Raw genomic sequence first — 25,713 nt, 5'->3', positions numbered from 1 at the left:
TATGCGCCCCTGCTACCCACCCCCATGAGCCCTACTATCGGCTCGCCATGACAGCAGCAGGGAAGCACCAGGTGAGCCGAGCGGAGACCGCACGCCGGGGCAACCGGCAGAGTCGAGCGGGCATCAGAGACGTCGCCGCAGCCGCCGGTGTCTCCATCACGACTGTCTCCGACGCCCTCAACGGCAAGGGACGGCTGCCCGACGCCACCCGACGCCACGTCCGCGAGGTCGCAGAACGGCTGGGCTATCGCCCGTCCGCGGCGGCCCGCACCCTCCGTACCGGCAAGTCCGGCCTCATCGGCCTGACCGTGACGACGTACGGGGATGAACCTTTCACCTTCACCGAGTTCGCCTACTTCGCCGAGATGGCCAGAGCCGCCACCTCGGCCGCACTCGCCCGGGGCTATGCCCTGGTCATCCTGCCCGCCACCTCGCGGCGCAGCCCCGTCGACGTGTGGTCGAACGTCGCCCTCGACGGCACCGTCGTCGTCGACCCCTCCGACCACGACCCGGTGGTCAGCGAGCTGGTCCGGCAGGGCCTGCCGGTGGTCTCCGACGGCCGCCCGGCGGGCTCGCTCCCGGTCACCGCCTGGGTCGACAACGACCACGAGGCCGCGGTCCTGGAGATCCTCGACCACCTCGCCGCCGCCGGCGCACGCCGCATCGGCCTGCTCACCGGCACCACCACGGACACGTACACCCACCTGTCCACCACCGCCTACCTGCGCTGGTGCGAGCGCGTCGGACAGGACCCGGTCTACGAGTCCTATCCCGCCCACGACCCGTGCGCGGGCGCCGTCGCCGCCGACCGGCTGCTCGCGAGACCCGACCGGCCCGACGCCGTCTACGGCCTCTTCGACCCCAACGGCACCGACCTGCTCGCCGCCGCCCGGCGGTACGGCCTGCGCGTCCCCGACGACCTGCTGCTGGTCTGCTGCAGCGAGTCCACGGTGTACGCCACCACGGAACCGCCCATCACCACGCTCTCCCTCAAGCCGCGGCGGATCGGCACGGCCGTCGTCCAGCTCCTCATCGACGCCATCGAGGGCCTCGACGCGGGCCGGCCCGTCGAGCAGGTGATACCGACCGAACTGATCGTGCGCACCTCGTCCGAGCGACGGCCGCCGCGCACGACGGTCAGCCCGCCCCGCTCGCCCGGCCCCGGCTGACCGCTCCCGCCCGGGCCCCCGACCCCGGGCAGAGGTCGACGACATCCCCGCCGCCGGCGGGGAAACCTCTGCCCAATTCGGGAGAAAAGCGTGATGAACCGGGGTCCGGCACCGATTCACCACCCCTGGTGCACCACACAGCGGGAGCCGCATTCCTATGATGGGCGGACGACACCGCGGGCCGCTGCGACCAAGCAGTCCGATCTCGGTGCAGATGCGGCGCAATGGTGGTGGAGGGGTCGATGACTCAGGGGGCCGGTCAGGGACCCGATGTGCGGACGGCGACGCTGCGCGACTTCCGCGTACCCGCGTACATCCATGAGACGACCGGGCCGGCCGAGGCGAGCCCGGCGGCGCCCGGCGAGGCGCCGGAGGAGGGCTACACCCCCACCCAGCGCGACCTGCCCGTCATCAACCGCGGCGACACCGTCCAGGTGCAGGTCATGCCCGAGCCCCCGCAGCCGCGGGTGAGCGACGAGCACGGCCCCCTGTTCGTCGTCGGCGACGTGCACGGCTACCTCGACGAGCTCGTCGCCGCCCTCCAGGAGCAGGGCCTCCTCGACGCCGAGGGCAACTGGGCCGCGGGCAACGCGCGCCTGTGGTTCCTCGGCGACTTCACCGACCGCGGGCCCGACGGCATCGGCGTGATCGACCTCGTGATGCGGCTCTCCGCCGAGGCGGCCGCCGCGGGCGGCTACTGCAAGGCGCTCATGGGCAACCACGAGCTGCTGCTGCTCGGCGCCAAGCGCTTCGGCGACACCCCCGTCAACTCCGGCGCGGGCACCGCCACCTTCCAGGCCGCCTGGCTGCTGAACGGCGGGCAGAAGACCGACATGGAGCGCCTGGAGGACCACCACCTCCAGTGGATGGCCCGCCTGGACGCGATGGAGGAGGCCGACGGCCACCTGCTCGTGCACTCGGACACGACCGCCTATCTGGACTACGGCGACTCGATCGAGGCGGTGAACGACACCATCCGGGAGACCCTCACGCGCAACGACGCCGACGAGTGCTGGGACCTCTTCCGCAAGTTCACCAAGCGTTTCGCCTTCCGCGACGAGTCCGGCCCCTCGGCCGTGCGCGAACTCCTGGACATGTACGGCGGCTCACGCATCGTCCATGGTCACAGCCCCATCCCCTACCTCCTGGGCGACGTCGGCTCGGAGGACGAGTCGGACGGCGGCGGCCCCGTCATCGAGGGCCCGCACGTCTACGCGGACGGGCTCGCCATCGCCATGGACGGCGGCGTGACCATGGCCGGAAAGCTGCTGGTCCGTCAACTTCCCCTGAGTATCTGAACGTTATCCGGGCAGGCGCCCCTCTACACGATCACGCTGGCCAGGGGGGCAATTTCCGGAAACCCCCTGTCACCGCGCGCGGTCACGGCTCTACCATCGGCTTATCCGTAGCAGGCTCCCCTCCGTTTCTGCCCAACGGCTCACAGTCATGCGAGCCTCAGCCCTACGGAGCATCGGGGGATGCACATGAACAGCGCTCCACACCTGCTCAATGAGGACCGCCCCGAGTACGAGCGGATCCTCGACGAGGCGCTGCGCACCGCACCTGACCGTCCGGAACTCGCCGCAGTGGGCCAGCGGCTCAATCCCGAACAACTGCGCACCATGGCCCTGAGCGCGACAGCACTGATCACGGCCGCGGCAGCGGCCGAGTACGCGCACTACGTGAAGGTTCGCGAGGAGTTGCGCGAACCTCGACCGACCTCCACATCGATCCACGAAGGGAACGGACAGAGCGCCGCGGAGTCGGGCTCCGGCGGCCTGGGCCTCGCCACCGCGATGGGCGAGGTCGCCGAACCGGCGGCGGCGGGAGCCGGGGCGATCGCCGTCGTCGCGGTCCTCGCACCCGTCCTCGCGGGGACGGCCGCCGCGATCTTCCTGCTCGTCGGCTACATCCTGAAAATGCTCACCCCCGAGCCCGCCTTCGCGGACACCCTGCTCACCGCGGGATGGCTGTTCGGCGCGCTCACCGCCGGGGGCATCCTGGTCGCCGCGGTCGGTCTGCTCCTGACCGCCCTGCGCAACGGCTCCACCTCGCTCCAGGCCGGACTGCACGGCGAACGGCACGAGGAGGTGTCCCGTGCCAGGGAGGACTGGGGCCGGGCGCTCCTCGAGCGGGGCGTCGTGCCGTTCCTGCGGGAAGCCCTGACGGACCCGGGCACGGCCCCCGCCGTGCGCAAGCCGTCGACGGATCCCGGGAGCTCCACGGGAGGCGGCCGCATGCCGCAACTCGGCTATCACCGGCCGGGGTTCAGCAGCCCGGACGGCGGCCGGACCGCCGGTCCCCGCCCGAGCTACTCGCGCCCCGACTTCTCCAGCCCGGATTTCGGCGGGCCCGACCACAAACCGGAGTAAGGCGACCGGGGCCGGGCGGCCGGGGCCATGAGGGCTCGACAGCGCCGGTGGGCGCCGCCGCGGGCGAGCGGCGGCGCGCACCGGACCGGTCAGGGACGGGTCAGTCGGCGATCGGCAGATAGACGCGGTTGCCGGCCGCCGCGAACTCCTTGGACTTCTGTTCCATGCCCGCCTCGATGTCGTCGACGGCGAGATCACCGCCGTGCTCACGGCGGATGTCCTGGGAGATCTTCATCGAGCAGAACTTCGGCCCGCACATCGAGCAGAAGTGCGCCGTCTTCGCGGGCTCGGCCGGCAGCGTCTCGTCGTGGAACTCCCGTGCCGTGACCGGGTCGAGGGCCAGGTTGAACTGGTCCTCCCAGCGGAACTCGAAGCGCGCGTCCGAGAGCGCGTCGTCCCAGTCCTGCGCGCCCGGATGCCCCTTGGCGAGGTCGGCCGCGTGCGCCGCGATCTTGTACGTGATGACGCCGGTCTTCACGTCGTCGCGGTTGGGCAGGCCCAGGTGCTCCTTGGGCGTGACGTAGCAGAGCATCGCCGTGCCCCACCAGCCGATCATCGCGGCGCCGATGCCGGAGGTGATGTGGTCGTAGGCGGGGGCGATGTCCGTGGTCAGCGGGCCGAGCGTGTAGAACGGCGCCTCCTCGCAGATCTCCTGCTGGAGGTCGATGTTCTCCTTGATCTTGTGCATCGGGACGTGTCCCGGGCCCTCGATCATCGTCTGGACGCCGTGGCGCTTGGCGATCGTGTTGAGCTCGCCCAGGGTGCGCAGCTCGGCGAACTGCGCCTCGTCGTTGGCGTCCGCGATCGAGCCGGGCCGCAGGCCGTCGCCGAGCGAGTACGTCACGTCGTAGGCGGCGAGGATCTCGCAGAGCTCCTCGAAGTGCTCGTAGAGGAAGCTCTCCTTGTGGTGCGCGAGGCACCAGGCGGCCATGATCGAACCGCCGCGCGAGACGATGCCGGTCTTGCGGCGCGCGGTGAGCGGGACGTACGGCAGGCGCACGCCCGCGTGCACCGTCATGTAGTCGACGCCCTGCTCGGCCTGCTCGATGACCGTGTCCTTGTAGATCTCCCAGGTCAGCTCCTCGGCCCGGCCGTCGACCTTCTCCAGGGCCTGGTAGAGCGGAACGGTCCCGATCGGCACGGGGGAGTTGCGCAGCACCCACTCGCGGGTGGTGTGGATGTTGCGGCCGGTGGAGAGGTCCATGACCGTGTCGGCGCCCCACCGGGTCGCCCAGGTCATCTTGTCGACCTCCTCCTCGATGGAGGAGGTGACCGCGGAGTTGCCGATGTTGGCGTTGACCTTCACCAGGAACTTCTTGCCGATGATCATCGGCTCGATCTCCGGGTGGTTCACGTTGGCGGGGATCACCGCGCGGCCCGCGGCGACCTCCGCGCGCACGACCTCGGGGTCGAGGTTCTCGCGGATCCCGATGAACTCCATCTCGGGCGTGATCTCGCCGCGGCGGGCGTACGCGAGCTGCGTGACCGTCTGACCTGCCCTGGCCCGGCGCGGCTGGCGGGGACGGCCGGGGAAGACCGCGTCCAGGTTCTTCAGGCCGCCGCGCGGCGAGGTGTGCTTGATGCCGTCGTCCTCGGGGCGGGGCGGGCGGCCCGGGTACTCCTCGGTGTCGCCCCGGGCGATGATCCAGTTCTCCCGCAGCGGCGCGAGGCCGCGGCGGACGTCGGTCTCAGCCGACGGGTCGGTGTACGGACCTGACGTGTCGTACAGGGTCACGGACTTGCCGTTGGTGAGGTGCACCTGACGGACCGGCACGCGCAGGTCGGGGCGCGAGCCCTCGACGTACGCCTTGTGCCAGCCGATGGACTTCCCGGCCTCGTCGCTCTGGTTCCGCGTCGAGGCAGGCGTGCGTGCGTCCGATGTGGTCATGAGACCTACTCCCTACGCCGGCATTACCCGGTAACAGGTTCGGCGGTCGACGCAGCGGATCCCGTACGGCTCGTGCACGACTCGTTCGTGCCGATGTGTACGGAGGTCAGCGCCCTCTCAGCCCGGTGCTCCGAGCTCCCGCGATTGCAAAGGTGGCTCCACGCTAGCGTCATGTCGGGCGCGCTGAACAGAGGGCCCTCCCCGTTCTTGCGATGATCGGGCAGTGACCACCACTGAGCCGCCGCCCCCGCCGCCCTCCGGCCCGCCGTCCCGCCCGCCCGGCCCCAGGCCCCCTTCGCCCGGCAACGGCCCGGGCGGAAACGGCCCCGGACCCGGCGGGCACGGGCCCGGCGGGCACGGGCCCGGCGGGGACGGTCATGGCGGCCACGACGGGCATGGCGGGGACGGCTCCGGGGGCCAGGGCCACGGCGGACACGGGCACGGTGGCCACGGCGGGCACGGGCACTCGCACAGTCACGGTCCGGCGGCGCCCGTCTCGAAGCACCTGCGCAAGGTCATCGCCGCCGTCCTGATCCCCTTCGCCACCGCGGTCGTCGTCGGACTGATGGTGCTGTGGCCGGGTGGCACGCCGAGCCACGAACGCACCGGCGTCGGCTTCGACCGGCAGATGCAGTCCGCGAAGGTCACCAAGGTGCAAGAACTGCCCTGCAAGGACCTCAACCCCTCGCAGACCCCGCCGAACGGCGACACCTCCACGCCCGAGGGCCAGTCCGCGCAGTCCCGGGCATCGGGCACCTGCAAGAAGGCGACGGTCGAGGTGTCCAGCGGCAAGGACGAGGGCCGCACCTTCGTCGAGATCATCCAGCCGGACTCCCCCCGTCAACTCAGCCAGGGCCAGCAGGTGGTGGTCGCCTACGAGCCCAAGGCGCCCGAGGGGCTGCAGTACTCGGTCACCGACGTGAACCGCAAGATCCCGATGGCGCTGCTCGCCGGCATCTTCGCGCTCGCCGTCGTCGTGGTGGGGCGGCTGCGCGGTCTGATGGCCCTGGTCGCACTCGCCATCAGCTTCATGGTGCTCACCTTCTTCATCCTGCCGGCGATCCTCCAGGGCTCGAACCCGCTGGTGGTGGCGGTGATCGGGGCGAGCGCCATCATGCTCATCGCGCTCTATCTCTGCCACGGGCTCACGGCCCGCACCTCGGTCGCGGTCCTCGGCACCCTCATCTCCCTCCTGCTCATCGGGCTGCTCGGCTCGCTGTTCATCGGCTGGGCCGCACTGACCGGCAACACGGACGACAACACCGGTCTCATCCATGGCCTGTATCCGTCCATCGACATGAGCGGCCTGCTGCTCGCGGGCGTCATCATCGGCTCGCTCGGCGTGCTCGACGACGTGACGGTCACCCAGACCTCCGCGGTCTGGGAACTGCATCAGGCCAACCCGACGATGGGCTGGCGCGGCCTGTACCGGGCGGGCATCCGCATCGGCCGCGACCACATCGCCTCGGTCGTCAACACCCTCGTCCTCGCCTACGCGGGCGCCGCGCTGCCCCTGTTGCTGCTCTTCTCCATCGCGCAGTCCAGCGTCGGGACGGTGGCCAACAGCGAGCTGGTCGCCGAGGAGATCGTGCGCACCCTCATCGGCTCGATCGGCCTGGTCGCCTCGGTGCCGGTGACGACGGCCCTGGCGGCCCTGGTGGTCTCGGCGGACCGGACGTCCGGGGCGGGTGCCGGCAACGGCGTCAGTGCCGGCGTCAATGTCGGCGTCGGGAACCCGGCCGAGGTCAGGGCGGGGTCGGGGGCCGCCGTCGGGACGCCCCGGCCCTCCCGCGGCGGGAAGGGGCGCCGCCGCAAGCGGTGACCTCGGCGGTGCGGTGGGGTGTGGCGGGGGGCGGTGGGGTGCGGCGGGTCGGGTGGGTTGATGGGTGAGGTGGGAGATACGTCCGGGGACTGAAGCGGGTGGAGAGGTGAGGTGGGTCGGCGCGGGCCGCAGGCCCCGTGCTTCGGAGCATGTGCCCGGCGCCGCGAAATGCACCAAAATGCCACCCGGCCGCGTCAGTTGAGCACGGCGGCTCAGCCCGCGTTCTGCTCCTCGGCGAGGATCCGGTCGAGCGCCTCGTCGAGGTGCGTGTCGAAGTCGGCCAGCGACCGCTCCTGACCCAGCGGCACCAACCGGTCCGTCCGGTCGAGGAAGGCGAGCAGCGGCGGAATGCCCACCCGGAACAGCGCCTGGTCACCGCCGACCTGAAGCCTGATCAGGGCTTCGTCGAGCACCTCGGAATCGGTGGGCTCGATGCGCACGTCGCCGTCCCCGCAGGGTCGGCCCACGCCGTCGATCAACAGCTCCCGCCCGAAGGCCCAGGTCACCGGGGCATCCCCCGGCAGATGGAACGTCAGCCGCACGGCATAGGGATCGTCCATCTCGTAGCAGAGCTCCACCGGGATGCGGAACGACAGCTCCTCGGAAACGAGGAAGCTCATCATGACCTCTGCCTGTACCGACTCGCCCATCGCGCCCTACCCCGTCATTTGGCCCTCGAGTGGCCAGGAACCAACTCCCTGACACTCCTGGCATCTTGCTTAACGTACACACCAGATCACAAGGAGTGAGTTTTCAGATGCTGATAGAGAAGGCGAGTGTCCCTAGCAGCCGCCCGATTTCTCGTTGCAGGCGCTGGGCTGCGGGCATCAGCCGCTCCGCCTGATAGGAGGGAACAGAAATGGCCATGGCGGCCGCAGTGTCACCCGCTGTAATCGGAATCGCCGCGCAGACGGTCCCGAGGGCGTACTCCTGACGCTCCACGACGGGCCGCATCCGCGCCATCGTGTCGAGCCTGCGCAGGAACGTGCGGTCGTCCCTGACGGAGTATCGGGTGATCGACTGGACCGGGTAGCGGTCGAGGTGGTCCCGCCGGGCCTTGTCGTCGAGCTGGCTCAGCAGACACTGACCGATCGCGTGGGCGTGGCCCGTCTCGCGGAAGTCCGCCCACTCCTCGACGGCCGGGTTGCCGGGAGTGTCCGCGACGCCCACGACGTCGATCTCGCCCTCCCGGTAGACGGCGAAGTACACGGGGACGCCGATGGTTTCGTGCCAGTGCGCCAGCGAATCGTCGATCGTGCCGCGGCGGTTCTGCTGTGCTCCGCGGCCGCCCAGCCGCTCGGCGGCCGCGCCGAGCACGAACACTCCTTTGTCCCGGCGCAGATATCCCTCGTGGGTCAGGGTGCGCAGCAAGTGGTACGCGGTGGGGAGGGCGAGACCCGCCTCGCGGGCCAACTGCTTTGCGGGCGCCCCGCCTTCGTGCGCCGCGGCGGATTCCAGCAGCCGCATCGCACGCTGCACCGAGCCGATGAGGGTCGGTCCGACGGCCGGGGTCTCCGCGCCCGCCGAGGGAGCCGAGGGGCCCGTGCCAGAGGGTGAGTTGTCGACCGCGGCCAAGGTTCACTCCCGAAGCGCGTGGGGTTCCGCCCGCGCTCGGGGCGACGAGAGAGGACGGCGCGTGCACCCGTCCGCGGGATCGGGCCCGCGTCGGATTTCGGACTCTAATCCTTGGCCACCGTTCTACGGCGTCCTGTCGGGAAACTTCCCCCGGGCGAGGGAACCGTTGCGGAAACTCACCACCCGGCGGCCGCTGCCCGGCCGCCGTACGTACGGGCGGTTCGTCATGTCCGGGCGGTCGTCATGTCCGAGCGGTGGTCATGTCCGGACTGTCGTCATGTCCGGGCGGGCGGTCGTCACCAGTCGCTGCGCGACGAGGACGAGCTGGATATGAACTTCCGTACGACATAGATGAGTCCACCGACCAAAGCGACGAATATCAGGGCCTTGAACAGGAGGCCGATCACGAATCCGACGACGCTCGCTATCAGGCCGCCGAACACGACGAGCGCGATGACCGGCACGGCCACCCACTTCACCCACCACGGCATTCCCGCAAAGATCTCCTTCGCTGCCATCGTCCTTACCTCTCTCTGCTCCTGCCGCACTTCCGCGCTCTTCGCATCGGTGCGGATTCCTGAATCTCCGCAGGTCCCTGACTTCTGCATTCGATGCTAGGACGCCACACGGCCCTGCGGGGGCCTCGGAGCCCTTGTCCTCCCCTGATCCGACCCTGAGAGAACCCCGAGGTGGCAGCCCTGAAGAGAGCCCGGCGGAGACCCGGCGGAGACCCGGCGGAGACCCACTCCGCTGAGACCCCGCAGTGAGCAGACCTTCGGCGGCCGGCTCAGCCCTCCGGCGGCGAGAAGACGACGAGCACCCGCAGGTCCTCGCTGATGTGGTGGAACTTGTGGGCGACCCCGGCCGGCACATAGACGACGCTGCCCCGCGCCACCTGCGTGGTCTCCATGCCCACCGTGATCGAGGCCCGCCCACTGACGACCATGTACACCTCGTCCTGCCCGTGCGGCTGCTGCGGGTCGCTGCCGCCCGCGTCGAGCGCGTACAGCCCGACCGACATGTTCCGCTCCCGCAGGAACTGCAGATACGCGCCGTCGTTCGCGGCCCGCTCCGCCTCGAGTTCGTCCAGTCGGAATGCCTTCATCGCCCTCGTACACCCCTCGCTGATGCCCGTGCCGCCACCGCGCGCCGTGCCGCGTCCTCGCCATCTTCGCTGCTCGTCGCGCTGCCGCCCGCGGGCCCTCGCGGGCCGACCGTTACCGGCCCATGTCTGCCACGATCAGACACATGAAGAATTTCGTAGTCAAGACGATCGCCAACGCCGCGGCCCTGGCCGTCGCCGTGTGGCTGCTCGACAAGATCACCCTGACCGGCGACAGCACGGGCAAGAAGGTGGGCACGCTCATCGTCGTCGCCCTGCTCTTCGGACTGGTGAACTTCCTGGTCAAGCCGGTGGTGAAGGTCCTCACCTTCCCGTTGTTCATCCTGACCCTGGGCCTGATCACCCTGGTGGTCAACGCCCTGATGCTGCTGCTCACCTCGTGGCTGGCCGACAAGCTCGACGTCAGCTTCCACGTGGAGGGCTTCTGGACGGCCGTCCTGGGCGGCCTGATCATCTCGATCGTGTCCTGGGCCCTGAATGTCGTGCTCCCCGACGAGGACTGATCCGCCCGATGCCCTTCTCCGTTTGTTTCGTCTGCACCGGCAACATCTGCCGTTCGCCGATGGCCGAGTCCGTCTTCCGCGCCAAGATCGACGAGGCCGGTCTCGGCGGCTCGGTCCGGGTGGACAGCGCGGGCACCGACGGCTGGCACGAGGGGGACGGCGCCGATCCGCGCACCGTCTCCGTCCTGCGGACGGCCGGCTACGACAGCGACCACACCGCCCGGCAGTTCGCGGCCGACTGGTTCGCCGGGCGCGACCTGGTCATCGCCCTGGACTCCGGCCACCTGCGGGCGCTGCGCCGACAGGCGCCGACCCCGGCCGACGCGGACAAGGTGCGGCTGCTGCGCTCCTACGACCCCGAGGCCGCGGACCCCGACGTCCCCGACCCCTACTACGGCGATTTCGAGGGGTTCGAGGAGTGCCTGAGAATGGTGGAGGCGGCGAGCGAAGGCCTGCTCGACGCCGTACGTGAAGCAGTGGAAAGGCGGGCGGCATGACGCAAACGGGACCCATAGGTGACGGCACGCGGGCCGTGCGGGCCGGACTGCCCGAGCCCGTGAAACACGAACCGACGCTGCCCGGTCCGGTGTTCGCCGCCCACTTCCACCTGCCGGGCGATCCGACGGGCGGCTACGCCTACGGCCGTGACGAGAACCCCACCTGGACGCTCCTGGAGCGCGCCATCGGCGAGCTGGAGGCGCCGACGGCAGGCGCGGGTGCGGGTGCGGGTGCGCGTGCGGGTGTCGCTGGTGCGGGCGGCGCTGGTGCGGGTGTCGCTGGTGGCGCAGCCTCGGACGGCTTGGACGGCTCGGACGTCGAGACGCTGGTGTTCGCCTCCGGCATGGCCGCGATCTCCGCGGTGCTGTTCTCGCAGCTCCGCGCCGGTGACGCGGTGGTCCTGCCGGACGACGGCTACCAGGTGCTGCCGCTGGTCCGTGAGCAGCTCACGGCGTACGGCATCGAGGTGCGCACCGCCCCGACCGGCGGCGACGCCCAGCTCGACGTCCTGGACGGCGCCAAGCTGCTGTGGATCGAGACGCCGTCCAACCCCGGCCTCGACGTGTGCGATGTACGGCGGCTCGCCGACGCGGCGCACGCGCGTGGCGCGCTGGTGGCGGTCGACAACACCCTGGCGACGCCGCTCGGGCAGCGTCCCCTGGAGCTCGGTGCCGACTTCTCGGTGGCCAGCGGCACCAAGATGCTCACCGGCCACGGCGACCTCCTCCTCGGGTACGTGGCCTGCCGTGACGCGGAGGCGGCCGCCGCGGTGAAGCGGTGGCGCAAGATCGTCGGGGCCATTCCCGGGCCCATGGAGGCCTGGCTCGCGCACCGCTCGCTCGCCACGCTCCACCTGCGCGCCGACCGGCAGAACGCGAACGCCCTGGCTCTCGCCACGGCCCTGCGCGAGCGCACCGACGTGTCGGGACTGCGCCACCCCGGCCTTCCCGACGACCCCTCGCACCAGGTCGCCTCGCGGCAGATGCGGCGCTACGGATGCGTGCTCTCCTTCACGCTGCCCACGCGCGCGCGTGCCGAGCGTTTCCTGGCGGCGCTCACCCTGGTCGACGACGCGACGAGCTTCGGGGGTGTGCGGTCCACGGCCGAGCGCCGTCGGCGGTGGGGCGGGGATGCCGTCGCGGAGGGCTTCATCCGCTTCTCCGCCGGGGCCGAGGACCCCGACGACCTGGTGGCGGACGTCCTGCGCGCGCTGGACGAGTCGGCACGCGCGACGGACTGACGACCGCCCCGCACCGCCCGGCAGCGTCCCGGCTACGCACAACGAACGGTCCGAGCCTCCCCCCTCGTGGCTCGGACCGTTCCGGTTCCGCGCGCGAAGAACCGCGCGCACAAGGCTAGTTGACTCTGTGTCAGTGTCCAATCACAGTAGCGGCAGATGCCTATCGACATATTTATAGTTACGCGCGTCAAGCGGGCACGAGCCCTCCGGCTCCGGGCACCGCGGCGGACCGGAAGGGGAGAGACGTCGCCATGGATCTGGCTCTGCTGCGCACCTTCGTGACGGTGCACCGGGCCGGTTCCTTCACCCGCGCGGCCGCCCTGCTCGGCCTCTCCCAGCCCGCCGTCACCTCCCAGATCCGCACGCTGGAGCGTCAGTTGGGGCGCCCGCTGTTCCTGCGCCAGGCGCGGGGCGTGACCCCCACGACCATCGGCGACGAGCTCGCCCACAAGGCCGCGCCGCACCTGGACGCCCTGGTGGAGATCGCCGGGACCGGGGCCGACGCGGGCTCCTCGGCCCGCACCCTCCACCTCGCGGGGCCACCGGAGTTCACCGCGGAACGCGCCCTGCCCGCCCTCGCCGCCCTGACCGGCGAGAACGGTCACGGCTATGCCCTGCGCACCACGTTCGGCACCGCCGAGGAGGTCCTCGACGGGCTCTCCGCCGGCCACCACGACCTGGTCGTCACCACGGCCCGCCCCCGCGGCACACTGCTCTCCGCGGCACCGCTCTGCGACGAGGAGCACGTCCTGGTCGCGGGGGAGCGCTGGGCGGCCCAGCTCCCTCCCGGTACGCCGCGCCGCGGGATGGCGCAGTCGCTGGCGGGCGTCCCGGTGGTCGAGGTGCACGAATCGCTGCCGTTCGTCTCCCGCTACTGGGCCGCCGTCTTCGACGCCCGCCCGGCGGCCTCGGGAACGGTCGTGGTGCCGGATCTGCGGGCCGTCCTGGCCTGCGCGGCCTCGGGAGCGGGGCTCGCCGTGCTGCCCCGCTATCTGTGTGCCGACGCCTTGGAGCACGGTGACGTCGTGGCTCTGCTCGACCCCGCGGTGCCCCCGTTGCGTACGTACTTCTTGGCGGTGCGCACCGGGACACTCGCCCTGCCGCACATCGCGCGGGCGCACGAGTGGCTGCTGCGTGCTGCCGTCGACTGGGCTTGATGGGGGTCGCGGCTGGTCCACGATGTTTCACGTGGAACAGTCCGGGCCACATTTCCCCCATGACCGTCCGACCCGTGGTCAAGCGCACCGCACGCGCCGTCCTGCTGGACGGAGACGACCTGATCCTGATCAAGCGCACCAAACCCGGTGTCGATCCGTACTGGGTGACACCGGGCGGCGGCGTCGAGGCCGAGGACGCCTCCGTCGTCGAGGCGCTCCACCGTGAGGTCCACGAGGAACTCGGCGCCAAGATCGTCGATGTCGTGCCCTGCTTCGTCGACACCGTGGAGCACATCGGCGAGGACGGCGGCGCGACCGGCGTGAAGGTGCAGCACTTCTTCGTCTGCCGCCTGGAGTCCATGGACACTGGGCTGCGGCACGGCCCCGAGATCGAGGAGCCGTGCGGCGAGTACGAGATCGTGCACGTGCCCTTCACCCGGGTGGGCATCGCCTCGGTCCATCTCGTACCGCTGTCGCTGCGGCACTACCTGGACGGCAACATCGAGGGCGTGCGCGCGATGCACGCCCCCGATCTGGGCTAGTCCGGGCCGGCGGGCCGGTTCAGTCGGCCGCCGCCATCAGTTCCTCGACGGAGTCGTGGCGGATCCGGCCCTCCGGGATGCCGATGTCCCGCAGGGCGTCCACTCCGTTGCGGATCATGCCGGGCGGGCCCGAGAGGTACGCGTCGTACTCGTTCCACGGCCCGTACTCGCGCACGGCGTCGGGCAGCTGGGCGCGCTGGTCGACGATCGGCCGGACGGCCAGCCACGGGTGGGACTGCTGCAGCCGCAGCATCGTGTCGATGTCGTACAGGTCGTGGTCCGTGCGGGCGCCGTAGAACACCTCGACCGGCCGCCGCCTGCCGTGCTCGGCGACGTCCTCGACGAGGGCCTTGATGGGCGCGATGCCCGTGCCGCCGCCCAGGCAGAGCAGTCCGCTGTCGCTGGAGTGGTCGACGGTCATCGAACCGGCGGGCGGGCCGAGGCGCAGGACGTCACCGGGCCGGGCGTGGTGCACCAGGGCGTTGGAGACCCAGCCGGCCGGGACGGCCTTCACGTGGAAGGACAGCAGGCCGTCGGAGCGGGGCGCCGAGGCGAAGGAGTAGTGCCGCCAGATCCGCGGCCACCAGGGGGTCTCCAGGCTGGTGTACTGCCCGGCGAGGAAGGGGTACGGCTGGTCGGGGCGGACGGTGACGACCGCTATGTCGGGGGTGCGCAGGTCGTGCGAGACGACCTCGGCGAACCACCAGGCGGGGGCCTTCAGCTCGTCCTCGGCGGCCGCGTCGATCATGACCTGGGAGATCGTCGTGTACGTCCGGACCCAGGCGGCCTCGGTCGCCTCGTCCCAGACCGTGCTCGCGTACCGGCTCAGGGCGCCGATCAGGCACTCGCCGACGGCCGGATAGTGCTCCGGCCGGGTGCCGTACTTGCGGTGTCCGCGCCCGAGGTTCTTCAGATACGTGACGAGCACGTCGCGGTTGTCCACGTTCTCGGCCGCGGTCAGCAAGGCCTTGAGGAGCCGGTCCCGCTGGGTGTCCATCGCCACGGGGAACAGCGGCCGCAGGTCGGGGTGACGGGTGAAGAGCAGCGCGTAGAAGTACGAGGTGACCTTGTCGGCGACGGGGGCTATTTCGGCCATCGTGCGCTGGACGAGGAGCGCGTCGGGGGACGCCTGCTTCGCCGGTCTGGACATCGGCTGGGCGGGCGGCGGCGTGTCGGGCCGGGCCTGCGGGGCCTCATCGTGCGCGGCCGCGTGGTGGGAGTGGTGGGACGGCTCGTGGTGCGGGGCCGCGTAGAGGGACGGCTCGTGGTGCGGGGCCGTGGGCTGCTGGGCCATGGGCTGCTGGGCGTCCGGCTGCGGAGGCCGTGTCCGGGCGGTCCGGGCCAGCGGGATGCGCGGCTGCAGCCGCGGGGCGCCGGACGCACCGGCGGAGGCGGCTGCGGCAGCGGGTATTCGCTGGTCCGCTGAGTCCTCGGTGGACTCGGTGGGCGTCGCGGCGGCGTCGGGCCGCTGACGTTCCCCGTCGTCCTGCGTCTTCGGCGGCTTGCGCGGCGTGAACCAGCCGCCTCCCTCGCCGGAAGTACCGTCATCCGCCGACGTGGTGGTCGGAGCGTCCATGCTGTGCCTCGCCTCGAACATCTCTCGGTCGGTGTGCGCACTTCCTGCCGGAAGCTGCCTGCTGTCCCCGCTCTGCCTCGATGGCCTTATCCGGCCACATTGAACCCCGGACTGCCGGACCCTACGGACAAGTAGGGTCAGAATGTGACATTGGCCGCAGTCATCTCACCGCAGCATCCCATTCCCCACGGCCGGTCCGGCCGTATAACGGAAAGTACGGGTTCTGGATCTCTTGCCCCCGTTAGGCTTCTTCGGCCTGCGCGCGTACCCCCCTGAGTGGCGCGAAGAGCCCCACCCGGCACGAACAGAGATCGACCATACCGGCAGCCGCCGCACGCACAAGTGCCTCTCCCCTTCGCCTGGAATTCAGCGGATCCGCCCGCCCTTTGCCGCAATTACCGGTCGTGCCGGACCAATTCGTACGCCTTCCGCAGATCGCGCCCGACAAACGAGTGGGTGGCGAGTCTCACCAGCCGTTCGTCCGCATTGACGGCCACGGAAACCGGCACGGCACCGAACAACTCCAGGTCGGAAAGCGAGTCGCCGTACGCGACGCAATCGCTCCTGCCCACCCCGAACTCTTCACACAGCCGGTTCGCGATCTTCACCTTGGCCGCCGCGTTCAGAATCCCCGTCGGATCGACGGGCTCGGTGAACGGCACGGCGGGGAACCGCGACCCGTGCGCGGCGTGCGCGCCCCAGCCGAGGAGCCGCTCGACGAAGAACGACGGCGACAGGGACACCACCGCGCAGTAGTCACCGTCGGCCCGGATGTCCGCCCAGGTCTCCCGGATGCCGGAGAGCCAGGGCGCCCCGTCGAAGGCGGCCGTCACCTGCGCGTCCGTGAGCTCGGCCCACAGGGCGTGCACCCGCACCGCGTACTCCGGAGAGGTGAGCCGCCCCGCCACGAAGTCGCGTTCCAGGTCGGCGATCTCCGCGTCCAGGCCGAGCTGCCTCGAGATGAGCACGGGCGCCGCCGTGCCGTGCAGCAGCGTCCCGTCCAGGTCGAAGAGATGTAGGCGTGCCATGTAGGCCGAGGCTAGCCCCACGGTCCCTCCCCCTGACGGACGCCCCTGCCTCGCCCGCCCGACACCGTGTGTTTCACGTGAAACCACACCCCCGGCGCCCGCCGGACGCATGGCCAAAAGCGACGTGCTTCTGCCCACAAACGGCTGGACGCAGACGATGTACGTCAGACAGCCTGACCCGCGTGTCGACACCTTCCCTCTCCGCACTGCCCATCCGCCGCCTGACGCCCCGCGACCTGCGGGCCTGCGCCGATCTCTCCGAGGACCGGGGCTGGCCCCGTGAAGAACACAAGTGGGGCCTGCTGCTCTCGGCCGGAACGGGCTACGGCATCGACGACCCCGACGGCCCCGGCCTCATCGGCGCCTACGTCGTGACCCAGTACGGCGCTCCCCAGCGCCCCGGTCTCGCGGCGATCGGCATGGTCCTCGTCGCCGAGCGGTACGCCCGCCGGGGGATCGGGCGCCGGATGATGCAGCACGCCGTCGAGGAGGCGGCCACCACCCCGCTGACCCTGCACGCGACACCGAACGGCCGTCCGCTCTACGAGCAGCTCGGCTTCAAGGCGATCGGCCGTGCGGAGATGCTCCGGGGCCGTCTGGAGCCGCGCGGACCGCTGCCCGGCATCGCCACCCGGCCGGCCACCGCGGAGGACCTGACCGCCATCCTGCGGCTCGACACCGAGGTCTTCGGCCAGGACCGGATGCATGTGATCACCCGGCTGCCCGCCTTCACCGACCAGCTCCGGGTCGCGGAGGCGGACGGCGCGATCATCGGCTACGCGGGGGCCTGGCCGAACATGGAGACCCACGTCGTGGGCCCGCTCATCGCCCGCGACACGGAGACCGCGAAGGCGCTGATCGCCTCGCTCGGCGCCGCCACCGACCGCCCGCTGCGCACCGACATCGACGTACGGCACGAAGAGCTGCTGGCGTGGGCGAAGGAGAGCGGCCTGCAGTCCGTCGCCTTCAACGCGGTGATGGCGTACGGCACTCCGGAGCTGCCCGGCGACTGGACCCGCCGTTTCGCGCCACTGACGGTCGCGGCCGGCTGACCGGCCGCCGCATCCGCACACGGAAGGGCCCGCCCCGGGATTCCCGGGGCGGGCCCTTCCGTCGTGGGTTCACGCGGGAGTGGTTCAGACGAGGGCGTCCACGGCGGCCGTCGCGAAGCCGTGGTCCTGCTCGGGCGCACCGCCGCCGACGCCCACGGCGCCGATGAGGCGGCCGTCGCGGTGGACCGGGACACCGCCGGCGATGAAGAGCAGGGGGCGGTCCAGGGCGGTGGGCAGGGTGTGGAAGAGGCCGCCGGGCTGGACCGCGTCGACCAGGTCGGCGGTCGGGGCGTTCAGCTGAAGGGCGGTGTAGGCCTTGCGGGTGCTGGTCTCACCGGAGATCAGCACGGCGCGGTCGTCGCGCCGGAAGGCGAGCAGGTGGCCGCCCGCGTCGAGGACGGTGACGCTGACGGTGACACCGGCGGCCTCGGCGGCGCGGCGGGCGGCGGTGACGAGCGCCTCGGCGTCCTCGATGGTCAGCGGGGCGACGGCGGTGGTGGTGCTCATGAGGGGTTTCTCCTTGTGCGGTGGTGCCGTTGATTCAGGGGAGGGGGGTTGTACGCGTGATGCAGGGGAGGGGGTTGTCCGGGGGAACCCCGGGGCCGACAGCCGGTCAGTGGTGGAGGACGGGCGTCGGCTGCTCGACCGGCGTCGCGCCCGTCACGACCGGGCCGGGTGTTCCGGAACGGCGCTCCAGGGCGGCCGAGACGAGGGCCAGGACGAGGGCGGAGGCGGCGAGGACCGCGCCGACCCAGTTCGGGGCGGTGTAGCCGAGGCCTGCGGAGATGACGAGCCCGCCGAGCCACGCCGACAGCGCGTTGCCCAGGTTGAAGGCGCCGATGTTGACCGCGGAGGCGAGCGTCGGGGCGCCGGACGCGTAGTCCAGGACGCGCTTCTGCAGCGGCGGCACGGTGGCGAAGCCCAGGGCGCCGATCAGCAGGACGGTCACGGCGGCCGCGATCTTGTTGTGCGCGGTCAGGGTGAACAGGCCGAGCACCAGGGCGAGGGAGCCCAGCGCCCCGTACAGCATCGGCATCAGCGCACGGTCCGCGAACCGTCCCCCGACCAGGTTTCCGCCGACCATGCCGAGCCCGAAGAGGACGAGCAGCCAGGTGACGGAGGAGTCCGCGTATCCGGCGACGTCCGTCATCATCGGCGTGATGTAGGTGATGGCCGCGAAGACGCCGCCGAAGCCGAGGACCGTCATCGCCATGGCGAGCAGCACCTGGACGTTGCGGAAGGCGCCGATCTCGTCGCGCAGCCGCACGCCCTCGGGCTTGGGCAGGTCGGGGACGAGCCTGGCGATGCCGGCCAGGCCGACGACGCCCAGGGCGGCGACGATCACGAAGGTGATCCGCCAGCCGATGGCCTGTCCGACGAGGGTGCCGAGCGGCACGCCGACCACGTTGGCCACCGTGAGACCGGAGAACATCATGGCGATGGCCCCTGCCTTCTTCTCGGGGGCGACCAGTTCGGCCGCGACGACCGAGCCGATGCCGAAGAAGGCACCGTGGGCGAGCGAGGCGACGATGCGGCCCGCCAGCATCACGCCGAAGGCCGGGGCCACGGCGGAGAGCAGGTTGCCGGCGACGAAGAGGCCCATCAGCAGCATCAGCATCCGCTTGCGCGGGATCCGGGTGCCGAGGGCGGTCATCAGGGGAGCGCCGAGCACGACGCCGAGGGCGTAGCCGGTCACGAGGAAGCCGGCCGTCGGGATGGACACACCGAAGTCACCCGCGACCTCGGGAAGCAGCCCCATGATCACGAACTCGGTGGTTCCGATCCCGAAGGCCCCGATCGCGAGGGCCAGAAGCGCGAGAGGCATGGATCTACCTTCCAAACGATTGCAGGTGCGCTTAACGTGCGTCCACAATAATTGCAGACGCGGGTTAATTGCAAACGCCGGATATTGCATCGGTGGACTACTCTGGGTGCAGCCGCTCCGGGACGGAGGAACAAGAGCCATGACAGCGACCGACCCCGCACTGACCGCGCTCGCCCAAAGCTGGTGCGCCCTCTCCTTGCTCCACGGGAAGATCGAGGCCCGCGTCGAGCGCGCCCTGCAGGCCGAGCACGGCCTCAGCGTGCGGGAGTACAGCCTTCTCGACGTCCTCAACCGCCAGCACGACGGCGAGGGCGGCCATCTGCAGATGAAGCAGGTGGCGGACGCCGTGGTGCTCAGCCAGAGCGCGACCACGCGGCTCGTCACCCGGCTCGAGGAACGCGGCCTGCTGTCCCGCTACCTGTGCCCCACCGACCGGCGCGGCATCTACACGGACGTCAGCGAGACCGGCGCGGCGCTACTCGCCGAGGCTCGGCCCACCAACGACGCCGCGCTGCGCGAGGCCCTCGACGAGGCCGCGCAGAGCCCGGAGCTCGCCCCGCTGGTCAAGGCCGTCGAAACACTGCGCGTACCGGCGTAGGCCGGGCCGGGCCCGTACGACGGGGACGGCCCGGGGCCGGTCCTGCGGGCCCTCCCCGCACCGGGGTCGGTCCGCATAAGGTGCGGCCATGGGAGATCTTGAGATACGCCCCGCCGTCGTCGCGGACCTGCCCGCCATCGTGGCCATGCTGGCCGACGACCCGCTGGGCGCCGCACGTGAGTCGCCGGACGACCTCACGCCGTACGTCACGGCGTTCGAGCGGCTGGACGGCGACCCGAACCAGCATCTGGTCGTCGCCGTGCGCGAGGAGCGCGTCGTCGGCACGCTGCAGCTCACGATCGTCCCCGGACTCTCCCGGAAGGGCGCCACCCGGTCGATCATCGAGGGCGTACGCGTCCACGCCGACGAGCGCGGCAGCGGGCTCGGCACCCGCTTCATCGAGTGGGCCGTCGACGAATCCCGGCGCCAGGACTGCCAGTTGGTGCAGCTAACCTCCGACGCCACCCGGACCGACGCCCACCGCTTCTACGAGCGGCTCGGATTCTCGGCCTCGCACGTGGGATTCAAGCTGCAGCTCTGAGGGTGAGGGGCCCGCAGTCGACGGCGAGGGGGCTGTTTCACGTGAAACATCGCCTCGGCAGAGCCCCCTCACCGCCCGCCCCTTCCGTGCCCGCCGCTAGAAGCCGCGCCACCCCTGCGGGTCCACTCCGCCGGGAACCGGCGCCGCCTCGTCGTACGGCTTGCGCGTGAAGACGAACGACCCCAGGTCGAGGTGGCTCACCGTGCCGTCGGACCGCCGCACCGCGGTCAGCGACTCCCCCGCGTAGTAGCCGTTGAGGCCCGTCCAGGTGCCGTCACCGTTGGGCCGGAACCGGGCCTGCCGCCCCGCACCGGCCAGCGGTCCGAGCTCGACGCCGCCGTCGGCCGTCAGCCGGAGCACGACCACCTGGGTGCCCCAGTACCAGGGACCCGCCAACTCCAGCGCCTTCTGGTCGACTTCGGGGAGGGGCCGCCACGGCTCGGGGATGCGCGGCTCCGCCTCGGTCACGATGCGCACGAGGTCCACGGCCACCGCCGAAACCGGCGGCCCCGACGTGCAGTTGGCGAACACGGCCGCCGCCACACCGTCGACCTCACTGGCCCACAGCCCGGCCACGAACCCCGGCAGCGATCCCCCGTGCCCGACCAGGTTGCCCCGCGACCACCGGATGATCTCCACGCCCAGGCCGTACACCCGGTCGTCCCCCGCCTGCGCGGGCGCCGACGGCGTACGCATCTCCCGTACGGACTCCGCACCGAGGACCCGGTCGTCGCCGTTCACCAAGAAGGCCGCGAAACGCACCAGGTCGGCGGTCGTGGACCAGAGCTGCCCGGCCGGGGCCATCAGCCCCAGGTCCTCGACGGGCTCGGGAGCCATCACGTCCGCCCAGGGATGCACCGCCCAGCCGCCCGCATGCGGGTCCCGCGGCTGCGTGCCCGTACGGTCGAGCCCCAGCGGTTCGAGCACCTCGCGGCGCAGGACCTCCTCCCACGGCGCGCCCCGCAGCGCCTCCACCAGCGAACCGAGCAGCGTGTAGCCGGGGTTGGAGTAGTGGAAGCGCCGCCCGGCGGGATGCTTGAACGGCTGCTCGCCGAGGACGTCGGCGAGCTCCGGGCGGGTCGACCCCGGCGTGCGCTCCCACCACTCGCCCGGTGTCTCCGCCGCCAGTCCCGCGGTGTGGGACAGCAGTTCGGCGATCGTCGCCTCGCCCACGCCGGTGCCCGGCAGGTGCTTCTCCAGCGAGTCGCCCAGGTCGAGCACGCCCTCGTCGCGCAGCCGCATCACCAGGACGGCGGTGAAGGTCTTGGTGATCGAACCGATGCGGTACTGGACGTTCTCGTCCGGCGCGTGTCCGTCGACCATGCTGCGGCCGCCGCTCCACACCAACTCCCCGTCCCGGGCCACCGCGGCGACCAGCGAGGGGGCCCGGCCCTCGGTCTGCGCGAGGGCGATGCGGTGCAGGAGGGCTCGGCGGGTGGAGGGGAGAAGCTCTTCACGAGGTGTCGTCATGGGACCAGTTCACCTGGCGCCCACCTCGTGCGTCGAGTCGATGCGGCCGGTGATCGTCTCCTCACGCGTCCCAGTGCGGGGCGCCCGCGATCCGGCGCGTGGTGACATTGATGCGGTTGAACGTGTTGGCCACGCCGATCGCGAGGAGCAGCGCCGCCAGCTCCTGCTCCGTGAAGTGCCGCGCCGCCTCCTCCCGGACCTCGGCCGGCACCGGGCCGGTCCGGTCGGCGAGCCGGGTGACGGCCTCCGCGAGGGCGAGCGCCGCGCGTTCCGCGTCGGTGAAGCAGGTCGAGGCCCGCCAGCCCGCCACCGCGGCCCGCTGCTCCTCGGTGGCGCCCGCGACCGCCGCACTGCGCGCGGTGCCGTCCACGCAGACGCTGGAGTGGTTGATCTGACTCACGCGCAACTGCACCAGCTCGACCGTCGTCTGGGGCAGGCCCTGCGTCCTGGCGACCTTGGACAGGACCAGCAGGGCCTGCATGGCCTCGGGGATGAGCACGGCGGGGTGCCGCATACGAGCCTGCATGAGCGTCCTCCTCAAGCGTCTGCCCGGCGCCGCCGTCCGCGGAGGCGTCCCTTGTCCGCGCAGGCGTCGTCGTGGTCCGTCACTGCATCGACGATTCGCGGGGCGGGAGTGTGAGAGGGGCCGGTGCCCAGAGCCCGGCGGCCGTGCCGTCCCGCAGGTGCTGCTCGTAGGTGACGACCTTGCCATGGACGACCTCCAGGCAGGCGTTGAGGTCGTCGATCTTCGCGCGCACCGCGCGTTCGTGCTCCTGGAGCAGGGCGAGGCGGTCCGGTTCGTTGCCCGGCCCCGAGCGGACGAGTGCCGCGAACCTCTTGACCGTGGCGATCGGCATGCCCGAGTCGCGCAGCCGCCCGCACAGCAGCAGCCAGTCCACGTCCGCCTGCGCGTACACCCGTCGGCCTCCGCCGGTGCGCGGGATGTCGCGCAGGAACAGTTCCTCGCGTTCGAAGAACCGCAGTGCGTGCACGCTCAGGCCGGTCGCCTCGGCGACCTGCCCTATCGAAAGACCGCCCGCGTTTCCCGTGGACGGGCCGCCCGCGTTCCCTGAGGACGGGCCGCCCGTGCTGCCCCTGCCCCGTGCCGACAGGCCGTCCGTCGTCGCGCTCCCGTCCATCCCGCACCGCACCCCAGTCACTCCGCACCGCACCCCTGTCCATCCCTTGACCTAGCGCACGCTCTAGGTCTTAGCGTCACCGCCATGATCACCCAACAGCGGAAGCTCGACAGCGGCTTCGGCGCCCACAGCACCGCCGACGACGTGCTCGCCGGCGTCGACCTGACGGGCACCACCGCCCTGGTCACCGGCGGCTACTCCGGCCTCGGCCTCGCCGCCACCCATGCCCTGGTCCGCGCGGGCGCGCACGTCGTCGTCCCCGCCCGTCGCCCCGAAACCGCCGAAGCGGCCCTGCACGGCACCCCCGGCACGGAGGTGCACGCCCTCGACCTCGCCGACCAGGACAGTGTCCACGGCTTCTCCGACGGCTTCCTGCGGACGGGCCGTTCCCTCGACATCCTCATCAACGGCGCGGGCGTGATGGCCTGCCCACAGACGCGGGTCGGCCCCGGCTGGGAGGCGCACTTCGCCGTCAACCACCTCGGTCACTTCGCGCTGACGCACCGCCTGCGCCCGGCCTTCGCCCCCGGCGCCCGCGTCGTGGCCGTCGCCTCCTCCGGGCACTTCCTGTCGGACATCCGCTGGGACGACCTCCACTTCCGCACCGGCTACGACCGGTGGCTGGCCTATGCCCAGTCCAAGACCGCCAACGCCCTCTTCGCCCTGCACCTCGACCGCCTCGGCGCGGATCACGGCCTGCACGCCTTCGCCGTCCACCCGGGCAGCATCCTCACGCCGTTGCAGCGCCACATCCCGCGTGCGGAGTGGCTCGCGCAGGGCTGGGTGACGCCCGGCGGGGCGCCCGCCGACGGCTTCAAGACCCCGGAGCAGGGCGCGGCGACGGCCGTGTGGGCGGCGACGTCACCCCTCCTGGACGGCCACGGAGGGGCGTACTGCCAGGACTGCGACATCGCCGAACCGGCCACCACCGACGACATGCTGACCGGCGGCGTGAAGCCGTGGGCCGTCGACCCCGCCGCGGCCGCGCGCCTGTGGGACCTCTCCTGCGAGCTGACCGGCCTCGACGCGTTCTGAGGCCGGCCGGGGTGACGGCGGCAGCCCCGCCGCCGACAGCGGCTCAGTGACTCGACGGCTCAGTGACCCGACGGCTCAGTGGTTCAACGACTCAGTGACTCAGCGGCTGCTCAGCGCATTCCCGTACTTCTGGGCCGTGGACAGGTAGGGGAGGCCGAGCGTGCGGGGCGAGAAGGCCGCCGAACCGCCGGCGGCGCCCTTGGGGAGCAGCCATACGGCGCCCAGCGAGGCGTTCTCGCCCGGGGACCCGGCCGTGACGTCCGGGACGCCGTCCTTGTCGTGGTCGCCCGCCGCGACCGCCGCACCGAACGCGTCACCCGCCTCCGCGACCCCGGGGACGCCCGCCGTGTCCTGGTTCCAGGCGACGGACTGGGCCGCGCCGCGGGCATCCAGCAGGCCCTTGGCACCGCCCCGCAGCAGCCAGGCGGCGCCCGCCTTCGCCTTGCTGCCGATCGCCTCACCGGGAGCGCCCGCGATCAGGTCGTCGCGGCCGTCACGGTCGACGTCGGCGACGGCGAGGGCGGCACCGAAGTGGTCGCCGTCCTCGGCCACCCCCGGGACGCCCGGAGTGTCCTGGTTGAGGGTCTGGGCGCGGCTGCCGAACGAGCCGTTCGCCGGGCTGCCGTAGTGGATGTGGATGCCGCCGCCCTTGGCGATCCCCTCCGGGCCGCACGGATCGTCGATGTTCTCGTCGGCGATCTCCCGGCACTCGCCGAGCGCCAGGTCGTCGTGGCCGTCGCCGTCGAAGTCGCCCGCGGCCAGGGCGGTCACGCCCGCGTTGTCCGTGTTCCAGAAGTTGGCCATCTCGGACGCGTCGGCGTCCCACTTCCACAGCCGCACGTGGGACTGCGTGTTGGGGACGCCCGAGGTCCAGTACGCCACGCCCAGGTCCGCCGTGCCGTCGCCGTCGAAGTCGCCCGTGGTCAGGACGGGGGCGCGGCCGCCCATGGGGGCGGCGACGACGGTGGTGACCAGGCTGTCCTCGCCGACGATGACCCGGGCGACGACCTTGTCCTTGCCGCCGATCACGATCGTCTTGTTGCCGCCGCCGGTCAGGTCGGCCGCCACGACCGACCTGCCGTACGCGGCCGACGGCGACGGGCCGGTCAGGACCGTCGACCCCGGACCGGGACCGCTGCGGGAGCCGCCCACGACGATGACCGTGCCGGCGTCCGCACCGCGGTCGGTGACGTCCTCGCCCGGGGCACCGGCGAGCAGTTCGGCGATGCCGTCGCCGTTGAGGTCCGTCAGGGCCACGGACGCGCCGAAGCGGTCGCCCGCCTCCGGGGTGCCGGGGACCTCGGGGGTGGCCTGGGTGACGCGGATGCTGCCGTGGGCGCCGAGGCCCCGGGGGCCGCCCCAGACGACGTTCACGTAACCGGCCTTGGCCCGGCCCGACACGGTTCCGTCCGGGACGCCGACGGCGAGGTCCGCGTAGCCGTCGCCGTTGAAGTCGCTGGTGGCCGCGCGCGGCGCGGCGGCGGTGGCGGCGGCCGGGAACGCGAGCCCGGCGGTGGCCGCGGCGGCGGCCGCGATGGCGTACGTCAAGAAACGACGGCT

26 protein-coding genes and 1 riboswitch are annotated in these 25,713 nt (G+C 71.6%); of the genes, 13 read left to right on the top strand and 13 right to left on the bottom strand.

Annotation, left to right across the window (positions count from 1 at the left end):
* Positions 1 to 47: 47 nt before the first annotated feature.
* The 3 genes from ACFYXE_RS17845 (at position 48) to ACFYXE_RS17835 (ending at position 3,541) form a co-directional block, all read left to right on the top strand.
* Positions 48 to 1,169 carry a LacI family DNA-binding transcriptional regulator gene (locus ACFYXE_RS17845; RefSeq protein ID WP_361166571.1) on the top strand — a complete coding sequence of 374 codons (1,122 nt, stop codon included), beginning with the start codon at positions 48 to 50 and terminating at the stop codon, positions 1,167 to 1,169.
* A 242-nt stretch (positions 1,170 to 1,411) separates the two neighbouring features.
* On the top strand, positions 1,412 to 2,467 hold the full coding sequence (locus ACFYXE_RS17840; protein WP_389313349.1) for a metallophosphoesterase: 1,056 nt from the start codon (positions 1,412 to 1,414) through the stop codon (positions 2,465 to 2,467).
* A gap of 180 nt (positions 2,468 to 2,647) precedes the next feature.
* A complete protein-coding gene (locus ACFYXE_RS17835) occupies positions 2,648 to 3,541 on the top strand; it encodes a hypothetical protein (RefSeq protein WP_389313347.1) in 894 nt (297 codons plus the stop codon).
* A 100-nt stretch (positions 3,542 to 3,641) separates the two neighbouring features.
* Here ACFYXE_RS17835 and thiC read toward each other — a convergent pair whose 3' ends face one another.
* Positions 3,642 to 5,429, bottom strand: coding sequence for a phosphomethylpyrimidine synthase ThiC (gene thiC / locus ACFYXE_RS17830; RefSeq protein ID WP_389313345.1), 1,788 nt, complete (start codon positions 5,427 to 5,429; stop codon positions 3,642 to 3,644).
* Positions 5,422 to 5,581, bottom strand: a riboswitch (TPP riboswitch). It overlaps the preceding gene by 8 nt.
* A 71-nt stretch (positions 5,582 to 5,652) precedes the next feature.
* Between thiC and ACFYXE_RS17825 the strand changes: the two genes are divergently transcribed.
* On the top strand, positions 5,653 to 7,251 hold the full coding sequence (locus tag ACFYXE_RS17825) for a YibE/F family protein (protein ID WP_389313343.1): 1,599 nt from the start codon (positions 5,653 to 5,655) through the stop codon (positions 7,249 to 7,251).
* Positions 7,252 to 7,463: 212 nt separating this feature from the next.
* Here the strand turns inward: ACFYXE_RS17825 and ACFYXE_RS17820 are convergent, their stop codons facing one another.
* From ACFYXE_RS17820 to ACFYXE_RS17805, 4 genes are all read right to left on the bottom strand, one after another.
* Positions 7,464 to 7,901: an SsgA family sporulation/cell division regulator gene (locus tag ACFYXE_RS17820; protein WP_361166585.1), complete on the bottom strand. Its 438-nt coding sequence runs from the start codon at positions 7,899 to 7,901 to the stop codon at positions 7,464 to 7,466.
* 103 nt (positions 7,902 to 8,004) lie between these two features.
* Positions 8,005 to 8,718, bottom strand: a complete 714-nt coding sequence (locus tag ACFYXE_RS17815; RefSeq protein ID WP_389313664.1) for an IclR family transcriptional regulator — start codon at positions 8,716 to 8,718, stop codon at positions 8,005 to 8,007.
* 404 nt (positions 8,719 to 9,122) lie between these two features.
* Positions 9,123 to 9,344: a DUF5326 family protein gene (locus tag ACFYXE_RS17810; RefSeq protein WP_361166588.1), complete on the bottom strand. Its 222-nt coding sequence runs from the start codon at positions 9,342 to 9,344 to the stop codon at positions 9,123 to 9,125.
* Between the two features lie 269 nt (positions 9,345 to 9,613).
* Positions 9,614 to 9,931 carry a cupin domain-containing protein gene (locus tag ACFYXE_RS17805; protein ID WP_361166591.1) on the bottom strand — a complete coding sequence of 106 codons (318 nt, stop codon included), beginning with the start codon at positions 9,929 to 9,931 and terminating at the stop codon, positions 9,614 to 9,616.
* Positions 9,932 to 10,074: 143 nt separating this feature from the next.
* Here ACFYXE_RS17805 and ACFYXE_RS17800 point away from each other — a divergent pair, with 143 nt between their 5' ends.
* The 5 genes from ACFYXE_RS17800 (at position 10,075) to ACFYXE_RS17780 (ending at position 13,889) form a co-directional block, all read left to right on the top strand.
* On the top strand, positions 10,075 to 10,452 hold the full coding sequence (locus tag ACFYXE_RS17800; RefSeq protein WP_361166594.1) for a phage holin family protein: 378 nt from the start codon (positions 10,075 to 10,077) through the stop codon (positions 10,450 to 10,452).
* 8 nt (positions 10,453 to 10,460) lie between these two features.
* Complete coding sequence (locus ACFYXE_RS17795; protein WP_389313340.1) at positions 10,461 to 10,949, top strand: low molecular weight protein-tyrosine-phosphatase; 489 nt, start codon at positions 10,461 to 10,463, stop codon at positions 10,947 to 10,949.
* Complete coding sequence (locus ACFYXE_RS17790) at positions 10,946 to 12,190, top strand: cystathionine gamma-lyase (protein ID WP_389313338.1); 1,245 nt, start codon at positions 10,946 to 10,948, stop codon at positions 12,188 to 12,190. Before ACFYXE_RS17795 ends, ACFYXE_RS17790 begins: the two co-directional genes overlap by 4 nt.
* 251 nt (positions 12,191 to 12,441) lie before the next feature.
* Positions 12,442 to 13,347: a LysR family transcriptional regulator gene (locus tag ACFYXE_RS17785; RefSeq protein WP_389313336.1), complete on the top strand. Its 906-nt coding sequence runs from the start codon at positions 12,442 to 12,444 to the stop codon at positions 13,345 to 13,347.
* Between the two features lie 59 nt (positions 13,348 to 13,406).
* Positions 13,407 to 13,889, top strand: coding sequence for an NUDIX hydrolase (locus ACFYXE_RS17780; protein WP_361166605.1), 483 nt, complete (start codon positions 13,407 to 13,409; stop codon positions 13,887 to 13,889).
* A gap of 19 nt (positions 13,890 to 13,908) precedes the next feature.
* Here ACFYXE_RS17780 and ACFYXE_RS17775 read toward each other — a convergent pair whose 3' ends face one another.
* Positions 13,909 to 15,486: a globin domain-containing protein gene (locus ACFYXE_RS17775; RefSeq protein WP_389313334.1), complete on the bottom strand. Its 1,578-nt coding sequence runs from the start codon at positions 15,484 to 15,486 to the stop codon at positions 13,909 to 13,911.
* A 374-nt stretch (positions 15,487 to 15,860) separates the two neighbouring features.
* The gene (locus ACFYXE_RS17770; RefSeq protein WP_361166611.1) at positions 15,861 to 16,493 is read right to left on the bottom strand and encodes an HAD-IB family phosphatase; all 633 of its coding nucleotides are present in this window, start codon (positions 16,491 to 16,493) and stop codon (positions 15,861 to 15,863) included.
* 182 nt (positions 16,494 to 16,675) lie between these two features.
* On the opposite strand from ACFYXE_RS17770, the gene ACFYXE_RS17765 reads away from it, so the two are divergent.
* Complete coding sequence (locus tag ACFYXE_RS17765; RefSeq protein ID WP_389313331.1) at positions 16,676 to 17,545, top strand: GNAT family N-acetyltransferase; 870 nt, start codon at positions 16,676 to 16,678, stop codon at positions 17,543 to 17,545.
* An 84-nt stretch (positions 17,546 to 17,629) separates the two neighbouring features.
* On the opposite strand, the gene ACFYXE_RS17760 is transcribed toward ACFYXE_RS17765, so the two are convergent.
* The gene (locus ACFYXE_RS17760) at positions 17,630 to 18,052 is read right to left on the bottom strand and encodes a heme-binding protein (protein WP_389313329.1); all 423 of its coding nucleotides are present in this window, start codon (positions 18,050 to 18,052) and stop codon (positions 17,630 to 17,632) included.
* A gap of 106 nt (positions 18,053 to 18,158) precedes the next feature.
* Positions 18,159 to 19,370, bottom strand: coding sequence for an MFS transporter (locus ACFYXE_RS17755; protein WP_389313327.1), 1,212 nt, complete (start codon positions 19,368 to 19,370; stop codon positions 18,159 to 18,161).
* A 139-nt stretch (positions 19,371 to 19,509) separates the two neighbouring features.
* Between ACFYXE_RS17755 and ACFYXE_RS17750 the strand changes: the two genes are divergently transcribed.
* Positions 19,510 to 19,968: a MarR family transcriptional regulator gene (locus ACFYXE_RS17750; RefSeq protein ID WP_361166623.1), complete on the top strand. Its 459-nt coding sequence runs from the start codon at positions 19,510 to 19,512 to the stop codon at positions 19,966 to 19,968.
* An 88-nt stretch (positions 19,969 to 20,056) separates the two neighbouring features.
* On the top strand, positions 20,057 to 20,509 hold the full coding sequence (locus ACFYXE_RS17745; protein ID WP_389313325.1) for a GNAT family N-acetyltransferase: 453 nt from the start codon (positions 20,057 to 20,059) through the stop codon (positions 20,507 to 20,509).
* Between the two features lie 96 nt (positions 20,510 to 20,605).
* Here the strand turns inward: ACFYXE_RS17745 and ACFYXE_RS17740 are convergent, their stop codons facing one another.
* The 3 genes from ACFYXE_RS17740 to ACFYXE_RS17730 all read right to left on the bottom strand — a co-directional run bounded on the left by ACFYXE_RS17740 (position 20,606) and on the right by ACFYXE_RS17730 (position 23,118).
* Positions 20,606 to 21,979 (bottom strand): serine hydrolase domain-containing protein, encoded by a 1,374-nt coding sequence (locus tag ACFYXE_RS17740; protein ID WP_389313323.1) that lies wholly within the window; start codon positions 21,977 to 21,979, stop codon positions 20,606 to 20,608.
* Between the two features lie 61 nt (positions 21,980 to 22,040).
* A complete protein-coding gene (locus ACFYXE_RS17735; protein WP_361166632.1) occupies positions 22,041 to 22,505 on the bottom strand; it encodes a carboxymuconolactone decarboxylase family protein in 465 nt (154 codons plus the stop codon).
* Positions 22,506 to 22,584: 79 nt separating this feature from the next.
* Complete coding sequence (locus ACFYXE_RS17730; protein ID WP_389313320.1) at positions 22,585 to 23,118, bottom strand: MerR family transcriptional regulator; 534 nt, start codon at positions 23,116 to 23,118, stop codon at positions 22,585 to 22,587.
* A gap of 84 nt (positions 23,119 to 23,202) precedes the next feature.
* Here ACFYXE_RS17730 and ACFYXE_RS17725 point away from each other — a divergent pair, with 84 nt between their 5' ends.
* Positions 23,203 to 24,153, top strand: coding sequence for an SDR family NAD(P)-dependent oxidoreductase (locus ACFYXE_RS17725; protein WP_389313318.1), 951 nt, complete (start codon positions 23,203 to 23,205; stop codon positions 24,151 to 24,153).
* A 99-nt stretch (positions 24,154 to 24,252) separates the two neighbouring features.
* On the opposite strand, the gene ACFYXE_RS17720 is transcribed toward ACFYXE_RS17725, so the two are convergent.
* Positions 24,253 to 25,701 carry an FG-GAP-like repeat-containing protein gene (locus ACFYXE_RS17720; protein ID WP_389313316.1) on the bottom strand — a complete coding sequence of 483 codons (1,449 nt, stop codon included), beginning with the start codon at positions 25,699 to 25,701 and terminating at the stop codon, positions 24,253 to 24,255.
* Positions 25,702 to 25,713: the final 12 nt, after the last annotated feature.

This window comes from Streptomyces sp. NPDC002564, from assembly GCF_042889645.1.
Classification (GTDB): domain Bacteria; phylum Actinomycetota; class Actinomycetes; order Streptomycetales; family Streptomycetaceae; genus Streptomyces.
Note: the sequence above shows the minus strand (reverse complement) of the source record. Positions and strands in the feature narration are given on the sequence as shown.